Genomic DNA, 20,351 nt, shown 5'->3' with positions numbered 1-20,351 from the left:
ATGAAACATAAATACATAGCAAACATAGCAGAATTTGAAGGGCAAGACGTCACTTTTCATGGGTGGGTTTATTCCAAAAGATCCAGTGGGAAAATTTGGTTTTTGATGCTTCGTGACGGAACAGGAATGACGCAGTGCGTCGTCGTTAAAAGTGAAGTTTCGGAAGAGGTGTTTAACATTGAACCAACTCTGACGCAGGAATCATCCCTTTCTGTAACGGGGACAGTGCGGAAAGATGATAGGTCTGTTGGAGGATTTGAGCTTACTGTCAAAGACATTAAAACGCATCAAATTGCAGAGGAATATCCTATTTCTCCCAAAGAACACGGTACAGCTTTTTTGATGGATCACCGGCATTTGTGGCTTCGATCCAAAAAGCAACACGCCATATTGGGAATTCGAAATCAAATTATTAAAGCTTGCAGAGACTTTTTTGAGGAAAACGGATTTACGCTGATTGATACCCCCATATTTACGGCAAACGCCTGCGAAGGAACATCCAATTTGTTTAATGTGGAATATTTTGACCGAACCGCTTATTTAACGCAAAGTGGACAATTATACGGCGAAGCGGCTGCAATGGCATTTGGTAAAATATATTGTTTTGGTCCAACATTTCGAGCGGAAAAATCCAAGACACGCCGTCATCTCACAGAATTTTGGATGATTGAACCTGAGATAGCCTTTTGTGATCTTGATGAAAATATGGAATGGGCGGAGCGGCTGGTTGCTTTTATTTTAGAAAGGTGTCTTGACCGATGTGAAGAACAACTGAAAACATTGGAGCGGGATGTTACAAAACTGAAGGCGGTGTCTTTACCATTTCCGCGAATCACTTACGATGATGCAGTCGAAATTTTGAAGAAAAACGATGTCGATTTTGAATATGGAAGCGATTTTGGCGGAACAGATGAAACCATTATTTCTAACGAATTCGAAAGTCCTGTCATGATTCATCGCTGGCCAAAAGAAGCCAAGGCATTTTACATGAAGCGCGATGCAGAAAATGATAACCTTGCCCTTGGTGTGGATATGATTGCTCCGGAAGGTTACGGGGAAATAATTGGCGGAGGGCAGAGGGAAGATGATTTAGAAACTTTGCAAAGACGTATCAAAAAACACGATCTTCCTGAGGATGAGTTCAAATGGTACCTAGATTTAAGAAGATATGGTTCGGTTCCGCATTCTGGATTTGGACTTGGGCTTGAGCGAACTGTGGCGTGGATAACCGGAATTCAGCATATTCGAGAAACCATTCCGTTTCCAAGAACACTTTCACGATTAGAACCGTGAAGAATTTTACAACAAGAGTTTCTGTTTTCGGCGGTCGCAACATTACCGATGAGGTGTACAGCCAAACTGTTGAGCTTGGAAAAAGTATGGCGGAAGAAGGATATCTCGTTTTTTGTGGCGGAGGTTCAGGCGTGATGGAAGCCATTGCCAAAGGTGTGAATGAAGGCGGAGGAACCTGCGTAGGAATATTAAAAGATGGTTCTCTCGAAGAGGCGAATGAATTTATTTCTCTTCCGATTACGACTGGTCTCGGCATTTATCGAAATCTGATGTTGGCTTACAATTGTGATATTGCTGTAGCGATTTCAGGTGAATACGGAACTTTGTCCGAAATTGCTTACGCTTTGCAACTCGAGAAACCTGTAATCGGTTTTCACACTTGGGATATTCCAAAAGTAAATCACGCAGATTCGCCTTCAGATGTGATAAAACAAATAAAGGAACACATTTAGTGGACTTCGATATTCATAAGCCAGAAAACGCCGGAGCGAAGCTTGGAGTCAGCGGTAAAGTGCAGCAAGTCGGATTCCGATGGTTTACCGTTCAATGGGCTCAGGATTTTAGATTGGCTGGGTACGCAAAAAACTTAAAAGATGGCACTGTTTTAATTGAAGCGGAAGGCAAAAAAATGGATATCGAATCTTTAATAAAGGAAGTTGAAACGGGACCGCGTGGAGCGGATGTCGATGAAGTTCAAGTGGAGTGGCTTCCGTATGAGCACCGCTTCAGGGATTTTGAAATTCGAAGGTGAGAGGAAAATAAAAAATAATACAATGAAAATTGCCCTCTGCCAAATCAATCCAACGCTCGGTGCTTTTTCTTTCAATGAAGAAAAGATGCTGGATGTTTACAATAATGCAGTCGGTCAGGATGCTGATCTTGTCGTTTTCCCGGAATTAGCAATTACGGGTTATCCACCTCAGGATTTGCTGTATTGGGATTCTTTTATCGAGAAGAATCTCGAAACACTTAATTCTATTGTTTTAAAAACGACTGTCCCGATGATAATCGGCTATGTGAGAAGAGAGAATGGCAATCTTTACAACAGCGCCGCCCTGTGCAGCAATGGGGAAATAGTGGATTCTTACGACAAAATTCTATTACCAACGTATGATGTATTTGATGAAGATCGCTACTTTACTGCCGGAACGAAGCCTGGGATTTTTCAAATTACTCTAAAAGAAAAATTGATAAAAATCGGAATTCAGATCTGTGAAGACCTTTGGGATGAGGATTACACATGCAAAGTTTCTAGTGAACTCAAAAATTCTGACGCTGAAATGATTATTAATATTTCCGCTTCTCCCTACAGGGAAGGAAAGTCTGCAAATCGTCGCAATCTCATTTCCAAAAAAGTGAATGAAACAGAACTTCCATTTGTGTACTGTAATATGGTCGGCGCACAAGATGAGCTCATTTTTGACGGATCGTCTCTGGCGATGAATGCAGCCGGCGTTGTGATTGCTTGCGGAAAAGCATTTTCTGAAGACTTGGTATTGGTAGATACCGATAATCTTAATCCAGCACACACGCATTCCATGCAGCGCGAGGAAGAAATGTATTCTGCACTTGTCCTCGGTGTGAAAGATTATTTCAGGAAAACTAACCATTCGGAAGCGGTGATTGGCCTCAGCGGAGGAATTGATTCCAGTCTGGTAGCCTGTATTGCTGCAGATGCGCTCGGCGCAGACCAAGTCCACGGTGTTGCTATGCCATCCAAATACTCGAGCGATCATAGTCTCGTTGACGCGAAGGCGCTTGCAGAAAATCTGAACATCAATTTTGAAACAATTCCGATCAACGAACTTGTGGATACGTATGAGAATTCATTGAAATCTGTGTTTATCGGACAAAAACCCAATGTTACCGAAGAAAATATACAGGCACGTGCTCGGGGAAACATCCTGATGGCAATGTCAAATAAATTTGGCTGGCTGTGTCTTTCCACGGGAAATAAAACTGAACTTGCGCTCGGCTATTGCACGCTCTACGGAGATATGAGCGGCGGACTTTCTGTTATTTCTGATTTGTCCAAATCTGATGTGTACGCCCTTTCCAATTGGGTGAATCGCGATTCTGAGCGAATTCCAAATCGATGTATTACCAAAACACCATCTGCAGAATTAGCGCCGGGACAGGAAGATCCGTTTAATTATGAAATTGTCAGTCCGTTAGTAGATGCCCTAGTAGAAGAAAGACAAAGTCCATCTTCGCTAATTAATGATGGAGCTGACGCTGATTTGGTGAATGATCTGGCAAATCGAATCCGCATAAATGAGTATAAACGACGGCAAGCGGCTACAGGTTTAAGAGTTACGCGAAAAGCATTCGGGATGGGACGACGCATTCCTATTGTAAATCATTTTAAGGGAGACTGATGTGAAACAATTTGTATTAATCATGGCTATTTTTTCTGTATGTACGGGTTCTCTTATTGGGCAGGGAAAAACCCCGGCGGATTATTGGCAATCTCTAAGTCAGGAAGAAAAACTGACCTTTGTAAATGGCGCTTATGCGATGACCTCTCGGTTGCAAACTCTTCACGATTTTGAAGTTAAAAAGCAATATACCGGAGATCCGTCATTTATTGAACCGTATTACATTGAACGCTATTACCAAATTATCGATGAATTTTTATCTACCGAAGTTGGAGGTAACTTGTCACTAATTACCGGTTCGCTAGATGCACTTTATGCCAATTCAGACAATGTAAGAATTCCACTAACGGAAGCTATTCGAATTGTATCACTGGCACAGGACGGCGAACGAAAAAAAGGCAATTTTCTTTTGTTAAAAGCTCAGAAAAAATATAAACCCTGAACTGATTTTACCTCGAAAATATTAATAAAGTCATGTCAACCACCCACATACGAAATTTCTGCATCATCGCCCACATTGATCACGGCAAGTCTACGCTTGCGGATAGACTATTAGAAGTCACCCACACGCTCCGCAAAAAGGACATGAAAGCACAAGTGTTGGATTCGATGGACCTAGAGCGCGAGCGCGGTATTACCATCAAAAGTCATCCGATTCAAATGCATTACAAACATGGTGACGGCACCGAATATATTATTAATCTTATTGATACGCCAGGCCACGTGGATTTTTCATACGAAGTCAGCCGAAGCCTTGCCGCGTGCGAGGGTGCGCTGCTATTGGTGGATTCGTCACAAGGTGTAGAAGCGCAAACTGTAAGCAATGCGTATTTGGCAATTGAACACGACCTGGTAATTATTCCCGTCATAAACAAGATAGATCTTCCCAGCGCTCGGATAGAAGACGTAACCGGGCAAATTGTGGAACTCATTGGGTGCAAACCAGAGGAAATAATTCACACCAGTGCGAAAGATGGTTCAGGAATTGATGCGCTTTTGAGTGCCGTGGTGGATCAGATACCAGCTCCAAAAGAAAATGAAAATGCGCCGGCGCGTGCCCTCATTTTTGATTCCACCTATGATAATTACCAGGGTGCCATCGCGTATGTTCGAGTAATGGATGGCGTATTAAAACCAGGAAACCGTGCTAGATTTTTTGCACACGACAGAGAATACGACATTAGCGAAGTCGGTCATTTTATCATGAATCGAATCAAATCTGCCGAGATTAAATCCGGGGATGTTGGTTATGTGGTTGGAAATATAAGAGATGTGAATCATGTCCTTCCCGGTGATACTCTTACCACCAAAGAAAATCCCGCATCCGAGCCATTGCCGGGATATGAAGAAATGAAACCGATGGTTTTTTCGGGAATGTATCCGGCGGATGCAGATGATTATGAACAGCTTCGGCAAGCACTTGAAAAACTTAAGCTAAATGATGCATCGCTCATTTTTGATCCGGAAACAAGTGAAGCTATGGGATTCGGATTCCGCTGCGGATTTCTCGGACTTCTGCATATGGAAATTATTCAAGAACGACTCGAAAGAGAATTTAATCTGACACTGGTAACAACAACGCCTAATGTAAAGTATAAGCTCAATCTTCGCGATGGAACAGAATTGGAAGTTGACACTCCCGCAAAAATGCCATCTTCCGGAGAAATTGATAAAATAAATGAGCCCTTCGTATCTGCCGAAATTGTAACTCCCAAAGAATACATTGGCGGACTTATGAAACTATGCCAATCTAAACGGGGGATTTATAAGAATACTGATTATCTTACTCCGGACAAGGCGCAGTTGCATTATGATCTTCCTTTGGGTGAAATCATTTTTGATTTTTACGATAAGCTGAAATCGGCTTCCCGCGGGTACGCATCGCTGGATTACACGCTGCAGGATTTTCGTCCAGGAACGCTTCAGAAATTGGATATTCTTCTCGCGGGTGATCCCGTAGATGCGCTGTCCACTATTATTCACTCAGACGAAGCCTACCAACGAGGGGTTGCTCTTTGTTCAAAATTAAAAGAACTGATTCCCAGGCAAATGTTTGAAGTAGCAATTCAGGCTTCTATTGGTACACGGATTATTTCACGCGCTACCGTAAAAGCGCTTAAAAAAAATGTAACAGCCAAGTGTTATGGCGGCGATATTACACGGAAGCGGAAATTGTGGGAAAAACAAAAAGCAGGGAAAAAGCGGATGAAAAAAATTGGCAAAGTTGAAATTCCGCAGGAAGCCCTTCTTGCTGTACTGCAATTGGATAAAAATTGATGAGCGACAGAGCACACAGAGAAATGATTTTGAAAAACTTAAAGTACACTCTGTGATCTCTGTGGCTGACATAAAACCCTTAGAGAAAATTGGCGTTCTTCGTGGCTAGACAGAAAACCACATATTGGCAGGATACCGCTACACCATTTTACAGTTTTGTGTTTACGCTACCCTTGTTTTTGATCTATGAACTCGGTGTTTTTGCTATAACTAAAAATGATTTGATGGTTTTAAGAAACGGTGCCGACGTACTTATGCGGCAAGTATTGGGATCGCTTGGCATGTACGGAATGTATGGGTTTAGCGGAGCATTTTTAATTGGATTTATGGCAGCCTTTATGCGACAGAAAAAAGCATTGGCATCCACAGCAGTCAGAAGCGAGTATCTTCTCAGAATGCTCGGGGAAAGCGTTATGTGGGGATGTATCCTGTTTTTGGTTATGTCTTTTACTCCACTGTTGCTCATGTCGCCTGTCCTTGGCCAATTGGTTCAGCAGGGTGTTCTTGCCATCGGAGCGGGAATCTATGAAGAATTTGTTTTTCGAGTCATTTTGATAAGCATTTTTGTCGCCGTCCTTGGATTTATTTTTCAATGGAAACGATCAACGAGTCGTGTAGGTGCCATAATTCTAGCATCTGCATTGTTTTCAGCATTTCATTTTGTTGGAGAATTTGGAGATACGCCTACATTAGCCTTATTTTTAATTCGGTTTTCTGCAGGAATATTTCTAGGAACATTATATGTTTTTCGCGGATTTGGTGTTGCAGCTTACACCCATACAATTTACGACCTGATTGTCCTTTTCCAGGTTGCAACTCGTTCATGAAACTTTAGAAGAGGATTAACGTCTAAATAACCAATAAGGATGGAACAATGAAAAAACGTTTTTTACTTCTCATTATCCCAATATTTGCATTCGGGAATGATTTCAGCAGATTTGATGTTGCCGTGTATCCGGAATATTATTTTCCCGGTGTCATGGTTGAGATTCAGGTAGAACCATTAGAGGGACAATCGTTTCCGGAATTTTCAATGGTCATACCATCCAATGCCGACTCGGCGTTTATGGTAGGTCAATCTGATGAGAGCGAACCGATATTATTAGCAATCCATTCCTTTGATGGAGAAAGTCAAATTGTAATTCCCGAATCGAATGTTTCTGTCCGAATTTTCTACTTTTATTCAGTAGAGCGAAAAGGACATTCTGTTTCATTTGATGTTATTCTGGAAATAGATGCAATCGTTGCTGATGCACACATATTAATTCAAGAACCTATGGTTGCAGAGTTATTTACTTTATCGGAAAAAGGTGCAGAAGTTTTTCAGGATACACACGGATTGACGTTTCATCGATTTCATGTAAAAGATGTAAAGCCCGGTGCGAACAAATCCATAGTCGTTTCGTATCAAAATACTTCAGGAGAAACGACAATTGATCTTCTAAAATCGATGCTTAATACCAATAATACAAACACAAATAGAGAAAAACCTAATCGGTCGAAGTCGATGGGTGCGATCCAGCGCCATACACTTCCAACGTGGCAGCCTCTAACCGTTTTAGGCGCATTGGCGATTATAATTGGTTTATTGTTTACCCAACAGCGTAAAAGGGAAGAACATGGCGAAGGAAAGGCGTTTTGCACATCATGCGGTTCAGGTGTTCAGCCGAACGATAAATTTTGCGCGAAATGCGGAAAGGAACAATAAATGATTCCCGTATTATTTGAAATTGGCCCTATCAAGATTTATTCATACGGGTTCATGCTCGTTGTAGCGTTTTATTCTTGCTATTTCCTTTTAGCAAAAGATTTGAAACGTCTTGGGCATAATTCAGAACTGGCGTCCAACATTATTATGGCATCTGCTATTGGCGGAATTTTGGGTTCAAAAATCTATTATCTAATTGAAAATTATAGTCGAGTTATTGAAGATCCTTTTGGAATGATTTTTAGTGGTTCCGGACTTGTGTTTTTAGGTGGACTCATGGGCGGAATCCTTGGTGTTACGCTTGTTTTTAGAAAGCATAAATTGAATTGGCTAGAATTTGCAGATGTTGCTGCACCTATGATGATTCTTGGATATGCGATTGGCCGTGTTGGGTGTTTTCTTGTTGGCGACGATTATGGGATTCCAAGCCGACTTCCGTGGGCGATGCATTTTCCAAATGGAATTCCTGCAACAACAACATTCAGTTTTGAAAACTATTATCCTTGGGTCGATATTTCAGGATGGGCTCCGGGAAATTTGACGGTTCATCCTACTCAAATGTACGAAACGATTATTGGTTTTTTGATATTTGCATTTCTTTGGAAAAAACGGAAATCTGTTAAAGTAGCTGGAAGCCTTTTTTTCACTTATCTCATTCTTGCAGGAATTGAGCGTTTCTCAATAGAATTTATTCGCACAAATCCAAAATATCTACTGAATACCTTTTCCGGGGCGCAAGTTATTTCCTTGATCATGATTGCAGTTGGAATTGGTTTTTTCCTATTCTATCAGAAGAAAATCCAACCAAAGGAACAGACATAGCCCATTTCTATGCCCCGAATATTTTCTACCATATTCATTATTCTCGGGTTTTGCTATGCAACAGATTTAACTGATGCTGTTATCTTTGCAGATAAACCGGAATTCCAATCCGATCAAATTTTAATTCTACAAGATGGAACGCGATATCATTTGGATAAATCAAATAAGGAAGTTGCCGTAGAATTAACTGATGGCGAACCCAGATTTGCAGGAGGGTTTGGCGATAGGTTTGAAACTTTTATTGAACCGGTTGGAATTGTGACTGATGGTGTTTCAATTTTTGTGTGCGACCGCACAGGAAATAAAATAATTCAATTCACTCGAAGACTTGAATTTGTTCAAACAATTCCAATCAATCTGCCTGAAGATATGAATCTATTTTATCCATCTTCAATTGCAGTGAATAAGAATGGTCATTTGGCTATCTTTTCTGAAGACCGAAACGAAATTTGGACAAAACATCCACATGCTTCAAGCTGGACATTAATTGTTGATCTAAATCGTCAAACAATCCCAATCATTTGTCCGGATCGCATTGCATATTCAGATATCAACACAATAACTATATTTTCATCCTGCTCAGATGTAGAATATTTCTTTTCCGTATTTGGCAGATTTATAACTGCCAGACTTTTTTCTGCTGAGAAGTAAACCAATGGTTCGGCTTTATTCTTTTGTCCTCATATGGTCGTGCGCGTGGTGCGTTTCGGCTGGGAATCAATTCAAATCTGATTCAACCACTATAAAGGAATTCATTGCATCTTTACCGGAACTTGATTCTTTATTAATCAAGACTGGATCTCCGGAAATATTAAAACAAAAACAAATTTCAGCTTTGAATACCAATACCGAACAAATTCTGTCTTCGGGGACTTTTTTTCGTTTGATGGACATGTCGGCCTTATCGGGATCTGATGTAGGAGGCGGATTAAAATTCCAATTGCAAGGAAATCTTACAGATGATATCCAGGTGAGCGGAGTTTTATCTGATCAAAATAATCCGATTCGTCCTCAAGGGGATACAAAAACTATCCGCGATTTAGATGAAGTTCATTTAACGGTTTCTCATCCAAACATTCGCATAACAGCGGGTGATTATATATTGAGAATGAATTCTGGTAAGTTGCTCAATATCAATAAAAACCTAGTTGGTATAAAGAGTAACTTTAAATACAATAATGTAACCGCCTCTGCATTTTTTGCGGGTGCAAAGGGCAATTATCATGAGTTGAAAATAAAAGGGATGGAAGGAAATCAGGGGCCGTATATCTTATCAGGAAACGGGGATATCCGATACCAAACCATCGTTACGGGATCGGAAATTGTTTGGCTTGATGGTCAAAAGTTGATTCGTGGAAGTCAATACGATTATACCATAGATTATTCCACCGGCGAACTTTATTTTGAGCCAAAACATCTTATTTATTCTGATTCTGATATTTTTGTGGAATTTGAATCGACGGATTTTCATTACCGACGTAATACAGCCGGATCATCCTTATCGTTAGAAAAGGACGGTCGAATTTTCGAGGTAAATTGGATTCGAGATTTTGATGATCCATCGACCAATGGATCGTTATACTCGAATTCAGAATTAAATCTCTTGCGTTCTGCAGGCGATTCGCCGGTTGTTATTTCCGGTGCTGTTGAAGATCCAGCCGGGAATTATGTAATGAAAAGTAATTATTTTCTGTTTGATCCAGACGGAATTGAAACGGGAAATAGATATCGGGTTACATTTTCGTTAGATCGTTCTTCGGGAACATATACAAGGGAAATCTCTTCAAACGGAACCTTATTTTATTCGTTTGTTTTAGAGGATGATCGGACCGATTACATTGATTTGTATTCACCTGATAAACCCATTCATAAGCCAGAAAATTTCAATTTAATCCACTTGCGGTCTGGAATTCCAATTACTCAAAACCAATTATTTAAGTTGGACATTGGTTTAACTCAATACGATCAAAACAGGCTTTCGAATGTTGGAGATGATGATAATATTGGGAATGCCATTTTGCTTGAATTAACAGGAGAAAAAATAAACATTGGAAAAGGATTTGATGTGGATTATTCTATCTCAAATTGGCAGCAGGGAATTCGATATTATTCCTTAACTCGGGATAGAGATGTGATGTTTGATCGCGATTGGAACATGACAGGAAATGAAAGTGGAAATGAAATTTTATCTAAATTAAGTGCTGAAATTCATTTGCCATGGAACGGTAGTATTTCATCATCGTTCCATCAATATTCCATAGGAGATATTCATAAAAATCGATTTCAATCAGGCGTGAATACTAAAACTAAATGGATTCCAGAGTTAAAAGGAACCTTCAATTCTGTAAAAGGTAAACAGGATTTTTATCAGAAATCCATTTATATAAAAGCACTGCCCGGGTCGTATCATCCTTATGTGAATTATAAAAGTGAAACTCGTCAGAATTTTGATTCGTGGCGAACCATCTCCGGCGGGCTGGAGTTAGATCAAAACTTTTCTTCTTTTAAAGTTGGATTTGGATCTAGGAATGATTTATCATATTCAGAATTGCTTCGAAAAATGGAAGAATATCAGCAAGCAGTATTTGGCGAAATAGATATGTCTCGAAAATCAAAAAATGGTTGGACGGGAGCAATGCAGATTCGGAAACGGATAACCGAGAATAATTTATTGAATACTGAATCGGATATTAGCCTTGCTCACATTCGCACGCATTTTAGGAAATCAAATCATCCGATTCGATTTGATTTGAAACTAAAGCAGGAATCTCGGTTAGGAAGCGGTCGGACCATGGTGTACGATTCTATAGGTGCCGGTCTTGGTGGATATCGATATGATGAAGAATTTGACGCTTTTATTGAAGATCCAAATGGAAATTACAGTGGATTTGCTGTTGCGTCCGGTACCAGACGTTCCGTGAAAGCGATCGGACTAACTGAGATGTTTGAAATTGATTTTAATCGAACTAGATACGAGAAGTTACACGGTATGAAATTTCGGTTGAATATGACGGCTGATTTGTCGGGGACTAATGGAAAATCTACGGAATGGATTTTTGCGGACATTGGTTCAAACTCGATTGAAAGAAGCCGATGGATGGTGCGGACTGAGATTAATAGCAATCCGATTGGTGGAAAACGACAAAGCAGATTAACGTGGTTAGCCCAAAGAGATTTGAATGGTTTGGACGCCCGTGGGATTGATATTACAGAACACCAAGAAATTTCTTCCGAATGGAAAAAAGCTATCAACAGACATTTTCGTTTGACAGTAAATGGATCCTGGGCGGATCATCAAATTGAATCTACCATTAGCCAATTTCGAAACCGCAGTGTAACGGGAGGATGGATAGAAACCGGAACCGAATGGAAAATGAACTCCGAAGTAGAATTGAATACCAAAATAATTGGAGGGTCTGATTCTGGTATGCATCAATCTCAAAATTTTATTGCAAATGCATTGGGATTAAAAGTGGGATTTGTAAAAAGAATTGGACGAATAGGAAGATTGCGTGGCGAAATGATTGTGACGGATTCTTGGATGAAAGAGGAAACAACTGCAAGTCTTCCACCTGAGGCTCTGCATGGATTTGCATTAGGGAAAACATTTCGGACTCAGCTTCAAGCTCATTTTCTTTTCGCTAACTCACTATCAGCAAATCTCAGCGTAAACACGATATCTGACAGTCGGTATGAAAATCTCATCAATTTGAGAGGAGAGATTCGTGCGAATTTTTAATGTCATCCTTTTCTGCGCTTCCTTTGCTACCGGACAATCTATCACCATTGATTCGGTTGTTGTTTTGTCGAAGGCAACCGTTTTGCCATTTATTGAAGCCAGAATTTTTCAACCCATTTCCGGATCTGAAGTACAAAAGGAAACATCAATTTTATTTGATAATATCAAAACAGATACGCCATTTCTTTCAGACAAAACACAGTTTACCCTTGCACGATTTAATCAAAATAAAATTGCAGCTGTGATTCATTTTGATCCACATTTTGATAGTCATGTGTCCGGAATGATTGGAACCGGTAAAACTCCGGAAGGAACTTGGGAATCCCAGGGCGAATTAAATCTTCATTTGGAAAATGTATGGGGAACAATCGGCACGATTGATGTCAATTGGCACCGAAGAGATTTGTCATCACAATACACTGATATTCAGATTGTCGAGCCCTATCTTCCAATTATCCCAATCGGGATAAAATTCGGATGGAAAGAACATCTTCAGGAAGGGTTTACTTTATTACGATCCAAAACTGTTTCGACAATCTTTCATGCAAATAACGGATGGAAATGGGATACCGGAATAAAGAAAACTGAAATCAACCCCACAGAAAATGGATTGTTGAATGGTTATAAATCATCTTCATCTGATATGATGGTATTTGGTTTATCAAAAAATTCCGTAAATCATCGGTGGCTTCCAACGGTTGGATTTCGAATGAAGACTCTTTTTGATTATGGTATTGAGAAAAAGGAAAATAAAAGGTCTGCCATTTCCGGCTTCAAATTTGAAACTGAATATTTTCATCCATTTAAATCAAGTTGGATATGGATGGCAGGATTAAAAGGGCAGGGAATATTTTCGGAATCGGGCGAGATTTTATCGTCACAAAAAATTCAATTTGGCGGCATGGCATCTTTACGCGGATTTAGAGAAGATTTCTTTAAAGCCGATTGGGTTGTTATCCCAACCATCGAAATTCGGTATGCTTTATTTAACAGAATGCAGTTTTCAGCATTCATTGAATCAGGCTTACATTCCGAAGTGTATCAATATCCAGTTAGCTATGGATTCGGTTTAATCCAAGAATCTGATGCTGCTATTATTAAACTATTTTACGGAGTGGGTACAGGCAATAGTCCATCCGAAGATGGAACCATTCACATTCAATTTATAGGTTTATTATAATGCATAAAAAACAACATCAAAACGTAACTCAAGAAGGAATTCTGCAAGTAACTCAAAAAGGATTTGGATTTGTACTCATGCCGGATGATGAGCCGGATATTTTTGTGGGCAGGCGCCAGCTTCGCGATGCCATTCACGGTGACAAAGTAAAAGTGCAGTTAAAAAAACAAAAGCGCACCGGAAATCCCCGAGGAAAGATAACCGGGATTATTCAAAGAAACTCGACCCGATTTACAGGAACAACATACAAATCCGGTAGAGATTTTTATTTAGCGATTTCACCTGTAACACCTGAACGTGGTATCAAGCTAAAAAAGAATCCCAAAAAACCGATTCAGGTTAATATGATTGTTACCGTTGACGTACTGGATTGGGGTACAGCTGTTTCGCCGATTTTCGCTAGAGTAGCACATGTTATTGGCGATTCCAAGAATCCTGAAAATGATTTTGATCTCATCATTTCAAAATATGATTTCCGACCTCAATTCCCGAAAAAGGTAACAGATTTTATTCAATTCATGTCTGAAGACACCATTCAAAATGAAATCCCAAATCGCAGAGATATTCGAAATTGGACCACATTTACCATTGATCCAGAGAGTGCACGAGATTTTGACGATGCAGTATGTATCCAAAAAACCAAAAATGGTTTTTCACTTGGGGTACACATTGCGGATGTTAGCTTTTTCGTTACTCCCGGTTCCGAATTGGACAGAGAAGCGCTAAAACGAGCCACATCCGTTTATTTTACGGAAGGGGTTGTCCATATGCTTCCGGAAACACTTTCGGCGGATTTATGCTCACTCAGGCCGGAAGTTGACCGCCTTGCGATGACGGCGCTCATGGAAATTGATTTATCCGGTGAAGTTACAGCGTATGAAATTTTTCCATCCGTCATTCGAAGTGACAAACGGTTTACTTACGATGATGTCCAGGAAATTTTAGATGGTAAAGAAACGGATCCTTTGAACGGTAAAGTCAAACTTTTAAATACGCTTGCAGAAATTTTATTCAAAAACAGATCCAAAAAAGGCAGTATTGATTTTGATATCCCTGAACCGGTTTTTTCCATCGCAGAAGGTGGAATTCCTCACGAAATACGACCCAGCGAACGAAAACAAAGCCACCGTATTGTCGAAGAATGCATGCTTATTGCAAACCAAACTGTTGCAAAACTTATCATTAAAAAATCTGGGAAATCAAAATGTGGCATTTATCGTATTCACGATAAGCCAAATACTGAGGATGTAAGCAAATTCCTTGATTTGATTGGAAGACTCGGAATTTCTGTCCCAACTAAAGGAACCGAGTTATCCTCAGCAGATTTTAGAGCAATTCTGTTGGCAGTGGAAGATTCTCCATATTGTAATTTAATCGAAAATGTGGCACTTAGAACCATGAGTAAAGCGATATATTCTATGAAAAACAGAGGACATTTCGGACTTGCATTTGATCAATACACTCATTTCACATCGCCCATACGGAGGTATCCGGATTTGGTGGCACACCGTCTAATTAGGCGTTTTAATCTTCAAGATAAATCGTATGAATCCTATGGGCACGGCGCAATTCAATCTGCCGTAGAACGGTCCAATGAAGCAGAATTACTCGCGCTTCAGGCAGAGCGAGAATATATAAAGTTAAAACAGCTTCGGTGGCTTGCGCAAAAGGTGGGACAAACATTTGAAGGTGTCATCTCCGGTGTGGTGCAATTTGGGTTATTTGTTGGATTAAAAGAATCGCTGGCAGAAGGTTTGGTTTATATAGATACCATGGAAGAAGACTCATTTGTTTATGATGAAGAGTCGTACTCCTTAAGAGGAAAAAAGACAGGAAAAGAATATAGATTAGGCGATCGAGTGCACGTGAAGGTTTTGGATGTCCTTATTGATAAACAGCGGGCAAATTTTATGTTGGATGATCTTGAATAAACTCACTTCACTGTGCCTGATTTTACTTTTCTTTAATTGCGATTTGCCAAAACGGAATGCGCTTGGGGCAGATAATGAGTTGTTGGTTGTGTGCTCAAAAGATTTACAAAATGAAATGCGATCTGTGCTTTCGATTATTTTTTCTGATACCCTATTCACTCCACAACCTGAACCATTATATCGTCTCGTTTTTGTCGAACCGAATCAATATTCAAAAATTAAACAAAACGTAAATATCGTTTTTGGTTCGATCGGGACTGACCTCTCAGATCCAGGAACGAAATTGGTTAAATCATTGCTTTCGAAATCTCAATACGAGGATTCCATGCACGGTGCTAATCAACTTATTTTATCAAAAAATGTATTCGCTCAAGATCAGCTTGTGTTATTTATAAACGGGACAACTTATTCGCAAATAAAGAATCGGGCACATGAACAAGCTTCTAAAATTTTGAGCTATTATGAAACATTGTACGAAAAACGTCAGAAAAAACATTTATTTGAAAATGCTCGGCAAGAAGACCTCGAAAAACGGATTTTACAAGCATACGGATGGAGTATGAAAATTCCCTGGGGATATACGATTTTACAAGAGGATCAAGATCGTGGAATATTTTGGATTGGGAGAGACATTCCCTATCGATGGTTTGCCATACATTGGGAAGACGGACTTGTGGTTTCAGATTCTGCGTCAGCCGACCAATATTTTCGAAATTTTACGGAAGAAATGTTGGGTTCTATTCAATTAAATGCATACAAATTTTCTTCAGAATTGGAACCGTTTAATGACTGGACAACTTGGACCTACGGTGGAATTTGGGAACATCAAGAAGAAGCGCAGGGAGGTCCGTTTAAAGGTTACCTGTTTTATGATGGAATATCTAACAAGACGTATGCCATATTTTTATTAGTCTTCCATCCCGGGAATGATAAATCTTTATTACTGAAACAGTTAGATTTTATGGCACATAGTTTCTTTGTGGATGAAAATGGTTATTATTAGTTTACTGACATAGATTATGAGCAACGAAGTCACAAATGCAGGAAAAATTAATAAGATGAAATATGAAACCTTGAAAGCAAAATACTGAATCCATGAAAACACTCATTATTTCTCCGACTTACAACGAAAGTAAGAACATTGCAAATTTGATTCAGAAAGTGAATTCGATTAATCCGGATTATCATATGTTGATTATTGACGATAATTCACCGGATGGCACCGGTGATCTTGTGGAAAGCCTTCAAAAAAAGTACAACAATATTCACCTTGAGAAACGTCCGGGAAAAGCTGGCTTGGGAACCGCGTATTGTTTTGGATTTCAATGGGCGCTGGAAAGAGAATACGACATTATTGTCCAAATGGACGCTGACCTTTCTCATAATCCGGATGATGTACCGGGTTTGATTGAAAAATTAGGCGAAGCAGATTTGATAATTGGCAGTCGATATGTGCACGGAGTGAGTGTTGTAAATTGGCCCATTCGAAGGCTTGTGTTGAGCTACGGCGCGAATTTATATACTCGAATAATCACCGGGCTTCCTGTGAAAGATAGCACAGGAGGTTTTAAAGCATGGAAGCGCGAAGTGCTGGGTTCTATTGATTTTGAAAAAGTGCATTCGCAGGGGTATTCTTTTCAGATTGAAATGAACTTCAGATCGTGGTGTAACGGGTACAATATTCATGAGCATCCTATTATTTTTGTGGACCGCACCATTGGAGAATCCAAGATGTCTAAAGCTATTATGATTGAAGCCATTTTTATGGTGTGGAAACTCAAACTGCGCAAGATTTTCGGATTGCTGTAAAACATGGATATTTCCATTTGCATCGTATCGCTGAATTGTTCAAAACGCCTGTCTGAATGTTTACATACTTTACCCAAAGCGGTTGGGAACGCCAGTTGGGAAGTGCTGATTGTGGACAACCAATCCACGGACGATACGGTAAAAATGATTCGGAGAGATTTTCCGGAAGTTACTATAATTCCTTATGATGAAAATGCCGGTTTCGCCAGAGCGCAAAACCACGCCATTGCGCATGCGGAAGGTGATTATATTGTTGTCCTTAATCCTGATACCATCGCGCCGCCTAATTCGCTTTCCATTCTGATGGACTTTATGAACTCCAACCGGGAAGCAGGCGTGTGCGGCCCCAAAGTTCTGAACGAAGATTTGTCTTTTCAGCGATCGTGTAGACGAGGAATTTCAACCCCGTGGCCCGTTATTTCATATTTTACAAAACTAGACCGTGTTTTTAGAAAAAACGCGTTTTTTAGCGGATATCATCTTGGACATTTAAATGAGGACGAAATAATGGAAGTCGGCGGAGTGTCCGGATCTTGCATGATGATGCGGAAAGAAATTCGAGATACTGTTGGGTATTTTGATGAACAATTTTTCCTCTATCAAGAAGATTCCGATTTTTGTATTCGCGTTGCCGAAGCAGGGTGGAAAGTGCATTACGTACCTACATCTCAGATTATTCATGCGGGAGGGTTGGGAGGAACCCTAGTTAGCAGATCCCATATTTATATTTCTGTTTTAGAATGGCACAGATCTTATTTCAAATTGTACCGAAAGCATTTTGCACATGAATATCCATTTTTGTTTAATATCTTCTATTATGCAGCAATGGCGCTAAAGCTTGCTTTTGGACTGGCAAGAACACCTTTTAGAAGATCCTACACATAACATGGCACATTATCTTTTAGAATTTGAAAAACCACTGATAGACCTTGAGGAGAGGATTTTAGCATTGGAAACTTCGGTTGGGGAAGATGGTGCCGATTCTGAAAAAATCCGTGAATTAAAATCCGAACGAGACGAAAAATTAAAGGATATTTATTCTCATTTGAGCCGATGGCAGCGGGTACAGTTAGCCCGTCATCCAAAACGACCATATACCTTGGATTATATCAAAGAATGGTCGCCGGATTTTATTGAACTTCACGGCGATCGGCATTTTGCGGATGATACATCTGTTGTCTGCGGATTGGGAAGCCTTGGCGATGTGCCTGTTTTTTATATCGGACAGCAAAAGGGAAGAAACACCAAAGAAAATCTATACCGGAATTTTGGTATGATGCGGCCGGAAGGCTATCGAAAAACACTGCGGATAATGGAACTTGCCGAAAAATTTAATCGTCCTGTTGTTACCCTCGTGGATACGCCGGGCGCGTACCCGGGAATCGGCGCCGAAGAACGCGGGCAGGGAGAAGCCATTGCGAAAAATCTTCTGAAAATGGCAGCGCTGAAAACACCGATTTTGACTATCGTCATAGGTGAAGGCGCCAGTGGTGGCGCTCTTGGAATCGGCGTGTGTGATAAAATGCTGATGCTTGAAAATACGTGGTATTCCGTGATCAGCCCGGAAGGATGCGCTTCCATTCTCTGGCGCGATTCTGCAAAGGCGAGCGAAGCGGCAGACGCCATGAAAGTAACACCTCAGGATTTGATTGAAATGGGAATTTGCGACCGAGTCGTTCCCGAACCTGTCGGCGGCGCGCACCGAAACCCGAAGGAAACTGCGGACATCTTAAAATCTATCATTCTTGAAGAATTAACAATTCTTTCAAAAGTGGACAAAAATTCCTTTTTGGAAAACAGGATTGCCCGTTACGAAAAAATGGGCGTTTTTCAGGAAAACAATTGATTCAGTACGACCATTCCGTCCGCGTGTATTATCGGGACGTGGACAAAATGAATATTGTGTATTATTCCCGGTATTTTGAAATGTTTGAAGAAGCGAGGACGGAATTGCTTCGATCCATTGGATTGGACGTTACCGCACTCGAAAATTCCGGAACGACGCTACCGGTAGTGGAAGCACATGCGGATTATAAAAAAGGCGCCGGGTTTGAAGATGAACTTATCGTGCGCACTATGATTCCTGAGCTGCCGAAAGGAAAACTCAGGATAGAGTACAAAGTGCTGAAAGGGGAGGAATTGCTGGTATCAGGATTTACGCAACACGCATTTACAAATAGCGATGGAAACCCAATGCGGGCGCCGGAGATGATTCTGGAAGTTTTGTTAAGCGTTGCGGAATCGTTTAAGCACTCTCAATGCTCGTAGGGTATTCCAACGGCTTGGACCTCCTGTTTTCTCCATATCGAAATGGGTCTGTCCTGGATGCATGGCTTGAACTGGCCACTTTTTATCCTTCCGTCTTTTTTTCTTCAGTATATCTAGCGCATCCTTCATTCGAGGATCGTATTTAACTCCCGTATATTGAAAATAATCCAGAGCCCGTAATATATCGTATCTCCAGCGTGATGGATATGAAAGCATTAACATTTTCTTATCGATAATGTCTCCCGTTCGGTCGGATCGAAACAACCTGTGCTGCAACAAGAATTCTCTTGATTCCACTTCCGATTCCTGAAGCTCGTCTAGCCTATATCCATAGCCATTTTGAGTATATTCCAAAATTCCTTCGATAACAGAAATAGTTGAATGCAGAGAACTGTGTGTTGCTCCTTTAGTATTTGATTCACAATTGAAGCCACCATCATTCATATGTTCTTTCAGTAAGAAATCGACGATTGATTTTAAGTTTGCTTCATCTATTAAAAAATATGAAGCATAGTTCAGAAACATACCGTTTAAGCAGACATCACATTTTTTGTGTACACCGATTGGATAGATCCCGCCGTCTGGCCCTTTGAGAGTATGTATGACCTGTGATATGGATTGTCTAATGACCTCGTTATTTTGAGATATGGCAAGGTTTTTTAGATCTAGAATTGTGTAATGTGTTGAAATCCATTTCGGTTGATAAAAACGATCTCCCCAATGCCCTTCCTTCTTCCTAAAACTGAGAAATTGAGCCCCCCAACCTTCGGTGGCAATGCGATCACGCAGGTGCGGTTTTGCGGCAGCCAACAAGTCTCGATGAACCTGAATTTGGATTGAAACATCCCCTTCAATCAGCCAATCTATTAGTTCGCTTTCATCTACCGAGTTTGATGATTTCATTAAATATTGACGCCTAACGAATTAGCTAACCTGCACAAACTTG

General features: G+C 40.4%; 19 protein-coding genes. 18 read left to right on the top strand and 1 reads right to left on the bottom strand.

The features are described 5' to 3' along the window. The 18 genes from asnS to HOD97_05185 all read left to right on the top strand — a co-directional run bounded on the left by asnS (position 1) and on the right by HOD97_05185 (position 19,405). Positions 1-1,293, top strand: coding sequence for an asparagine--tRNA ligase (asnS, locus tag HOD97_05270; protein MBT4281008.1), 1,293 nt, complete (start codon positions 1-3; stop codon positions 1,291-1,293). After that, positions 1,290-1,745: a TIGR00725 family protein gene (locus HOD97_05265; protein MBT4281007.1), complete on the top strand. Its 456-nt coding sequence runs from the start codon at positions 1,290-1,292 to the stop codon at positions 1,743-1,745. Before asnS ends, HOD97_05265 begins: the two co-directional genes overlap by 4 nt. Continuing rightward, entirely contained in the window at positions 1,745-2,044 is a 300-nt protein-coding gene (locus tag HOD97_05260; GenBank protein ID MBT4281006.1) for an acylphosphatase, read from the top strand. Before HOD97_05265 ends, HOD97_05260 begins: the two co-directional genes overlap by 1 nt. A 22-nt stretch (positions 2,045-2,066) precedes the next feature. Then, on the top strand, positions 2,067-3,671 hold the full coding sequence (locus HOD97_05255) for an NAD+ synthase (GenBank protein MBT4281005.1): 1,605 nt from the start codon (positions 2,067-2,069) through the stop codon (positions 3,669-3,671). Between the two features lies 1 nt (position 3,672). Next, the gene (locus tag HOD97_05250) at positions 3,673-4,113 is read left to right on the top strand and encodes a hypothetical protein (GenBank protein ID MBT4281004.1); all 441 of its coding nucleotides are present in this window, start codon (positions 3,673-3,675) and stop codon (positions 4,111-4,113) included. Between the two features lie 32 nt (positions 4,114-4,145). Beyond that, positions 4,146-5,948, top strand: coding sequence for an elongation factor 4 (gene lepA / locus HOD97_05245; GenBank protein ID MBT4281003.1), 1,803 nt, complete (start codon positions 4,146-4,148; stop codon positions 5,946-5,948). A 101-nt stretch (positions 5,949-6,049) separates the two neighbouring features. Beyond that, the gene (locus tag HOD97_05240; GenBank protein MBT4281002.1) at positions 6,050-6,775 is read left to right on the top strand and encodes a CPBP family intramembrane metalloprotease; all 726 of its coding nucleotides are present in this window, start codon (positions 6,050-6,052) and stop codon (positions 6,773-6,775) included. Between the two features lie 47 nt (positions 6,776-6,822). Further along, the gene (locus HOD97_05235) at positions 6,823-7,656 is read left to right on the top strand and encodes a zinc ribbon domain-containing protein (protein ID MBT4281001.1); all 834 of its coding nucleotides are present in this window, start codon (positions 6,823-6,825) and stop codon (positions 7,654-7,656) included. Beyond that, the gene (lgt, locus tag HOD97_05230; protein MBT4281000.1) at positions 7,657-8,478 is read left to right on the top strand and encodes a prolipoprotein diacylglyceryl transferase; all 822 of its coding nucleotides are present in this window, start codon (positions 7,657-7,659) and stop codon (positions 8,476-8,478) included. A 9-nt stretch (positions 8,479-8,487) separates the two neighbouring features. Then, positions 8,488-9,129, top strand: coding sequence for a hypothetical protein (locus HOD97_05225; protein ID MBT4280999.1), 642 nt, complete (start codon positions 8,488-8,490; stop codon positions 9,127-9,129). A gap of 4 nt (positions 9,130-9,133) precedes the next feature. Next, positions 9,134-12,217: a hypothetical protein gene (locus HOD97_05220; protein ID MBT4280998.1), complete on the top strand. Its 3,084-nt coding sequence runs from the start codon at positions 9,134-9,136 to the stop codon at positions 12,215-12,217. Continuing rightward, the gene (locus tag HOD97_05215; GenBank protein MBT4280997.1) at positions 12,204-13,397 is read left to right on the top strand and encodes a BamA/TamA family outer membrane protein; all 1,194 of its coding nucleotides are present in this window, start codon (positions 12,204-12,206) and stop codon (positions 13,395-13,397) included. Before HOD97_05220 ends, HOD97_05215 begins: the two co-directional genes overlap by 14 nt. Next, on the top strand, positions 13,397-15,328 hold the full coding sequence (rnr, locus tag HOD97_05210; protein ID MBT4280996.1) for a ribonuclease R: 1,932 nt from the start codon (positions 13,397-13,399) through the stop codon (positions 15,326-15,328). The genes HOD97_05215 and rnr overlap by 1 nt, the downstream gene beginning before the upstream one ends. Beyond that, positions 15,321-16,331, top strand: coding sequence for a DUF4837 family protein (locus tag HOD97_05205; protein ID MBT4280995.1), 1,011 nt, complete (start codon positions 15,321-15,323; stop codon positions 16,329-16,331). Before rnr ends, HOD97_05205 begins: the two co-directional genes overlap by 8 nt. 92 nt (positions 16,332-16,423) lie before the next feature. Continuing rightward, positions 16,424-17,137 carry a polyprenol monophosphomannose synthase gene (locus HOD97_05200; protein MBT4280994.1) on the top strand — a complete coding sequence of 238 codons (714 nt, stop codon included), beginning with the start codon at positions 16,424-16,426 and terminating at the stop codon, positions 17,135-17,137. 3 nt (positions 17,138-17,140) lie between these two features. Beyond that, complete coding sequence (locus HOD97_05195; GenBank protein MBT4280993.1) at positions 17,141-18,022, top strand: glycosyltransferase family 2 protein; 882 nt, start codon at positions 17,141-17,143, stop codon at positions 18,020-18,022. A gap of 1 nt (position 18,023) precedes the next feature. After that, entirely contained in the window at positions 18,024-18,983 is a 960-nt protein-coding gene (locus HOD97_05190; protein MBT4280992.1) for an acetyl-CoA carboxylase carboxyltransferase subunit alpha, read from the top strand. After that, the gene (locus HOD97_05185; protein ID MBT4280991.1) at positions 18,980-19,405 is read left to right on the top strand and encodes an acyl-CoA thioesterase; all 426 of its coding nucleotides are present in this window, start codon (positions 18,980-18,982) and stop codon (positions 19,403-19,405) included. Before HOD97_05190 ends, HOD97_05185 begins: the two co-directional genes overlap by 4 nt. Here the strand turns inward: HOD97_05185 and HOD97_05180 are convergent. Continuing rightward, the gene (locus tag HOD97_05180) at positions 19,364-20,308 is read right to left on the bottom strand and encodes a hypothetical protein (protein ID MBT4280990.1); all 945 of its coding nucleotides are present in this window, start codon (positions 20,306-20,308) and stop codon (positions 19,364-19,366) included. The genes HOD97_05185 and HOD97_05180 overlap by 42 nt on opposite strands. Positions 20,309-20,351 lie beyond the last annotated feature (43 nt).

It is taken from the genome of Candidatus Neomarinimicrobiota bacterium (assembly GCA_018651745.1).
Taxonomy (GTDB): domain Bacteria; phylum Fidelibacterota; class Marinisomatia; order Marinisomatales; family TCS55; genus JAAZYX01.
Note: the sequence above shows the minus strand (reverse complement) of the source record. Positions and strands in the feature narration are given on the sequence as shown.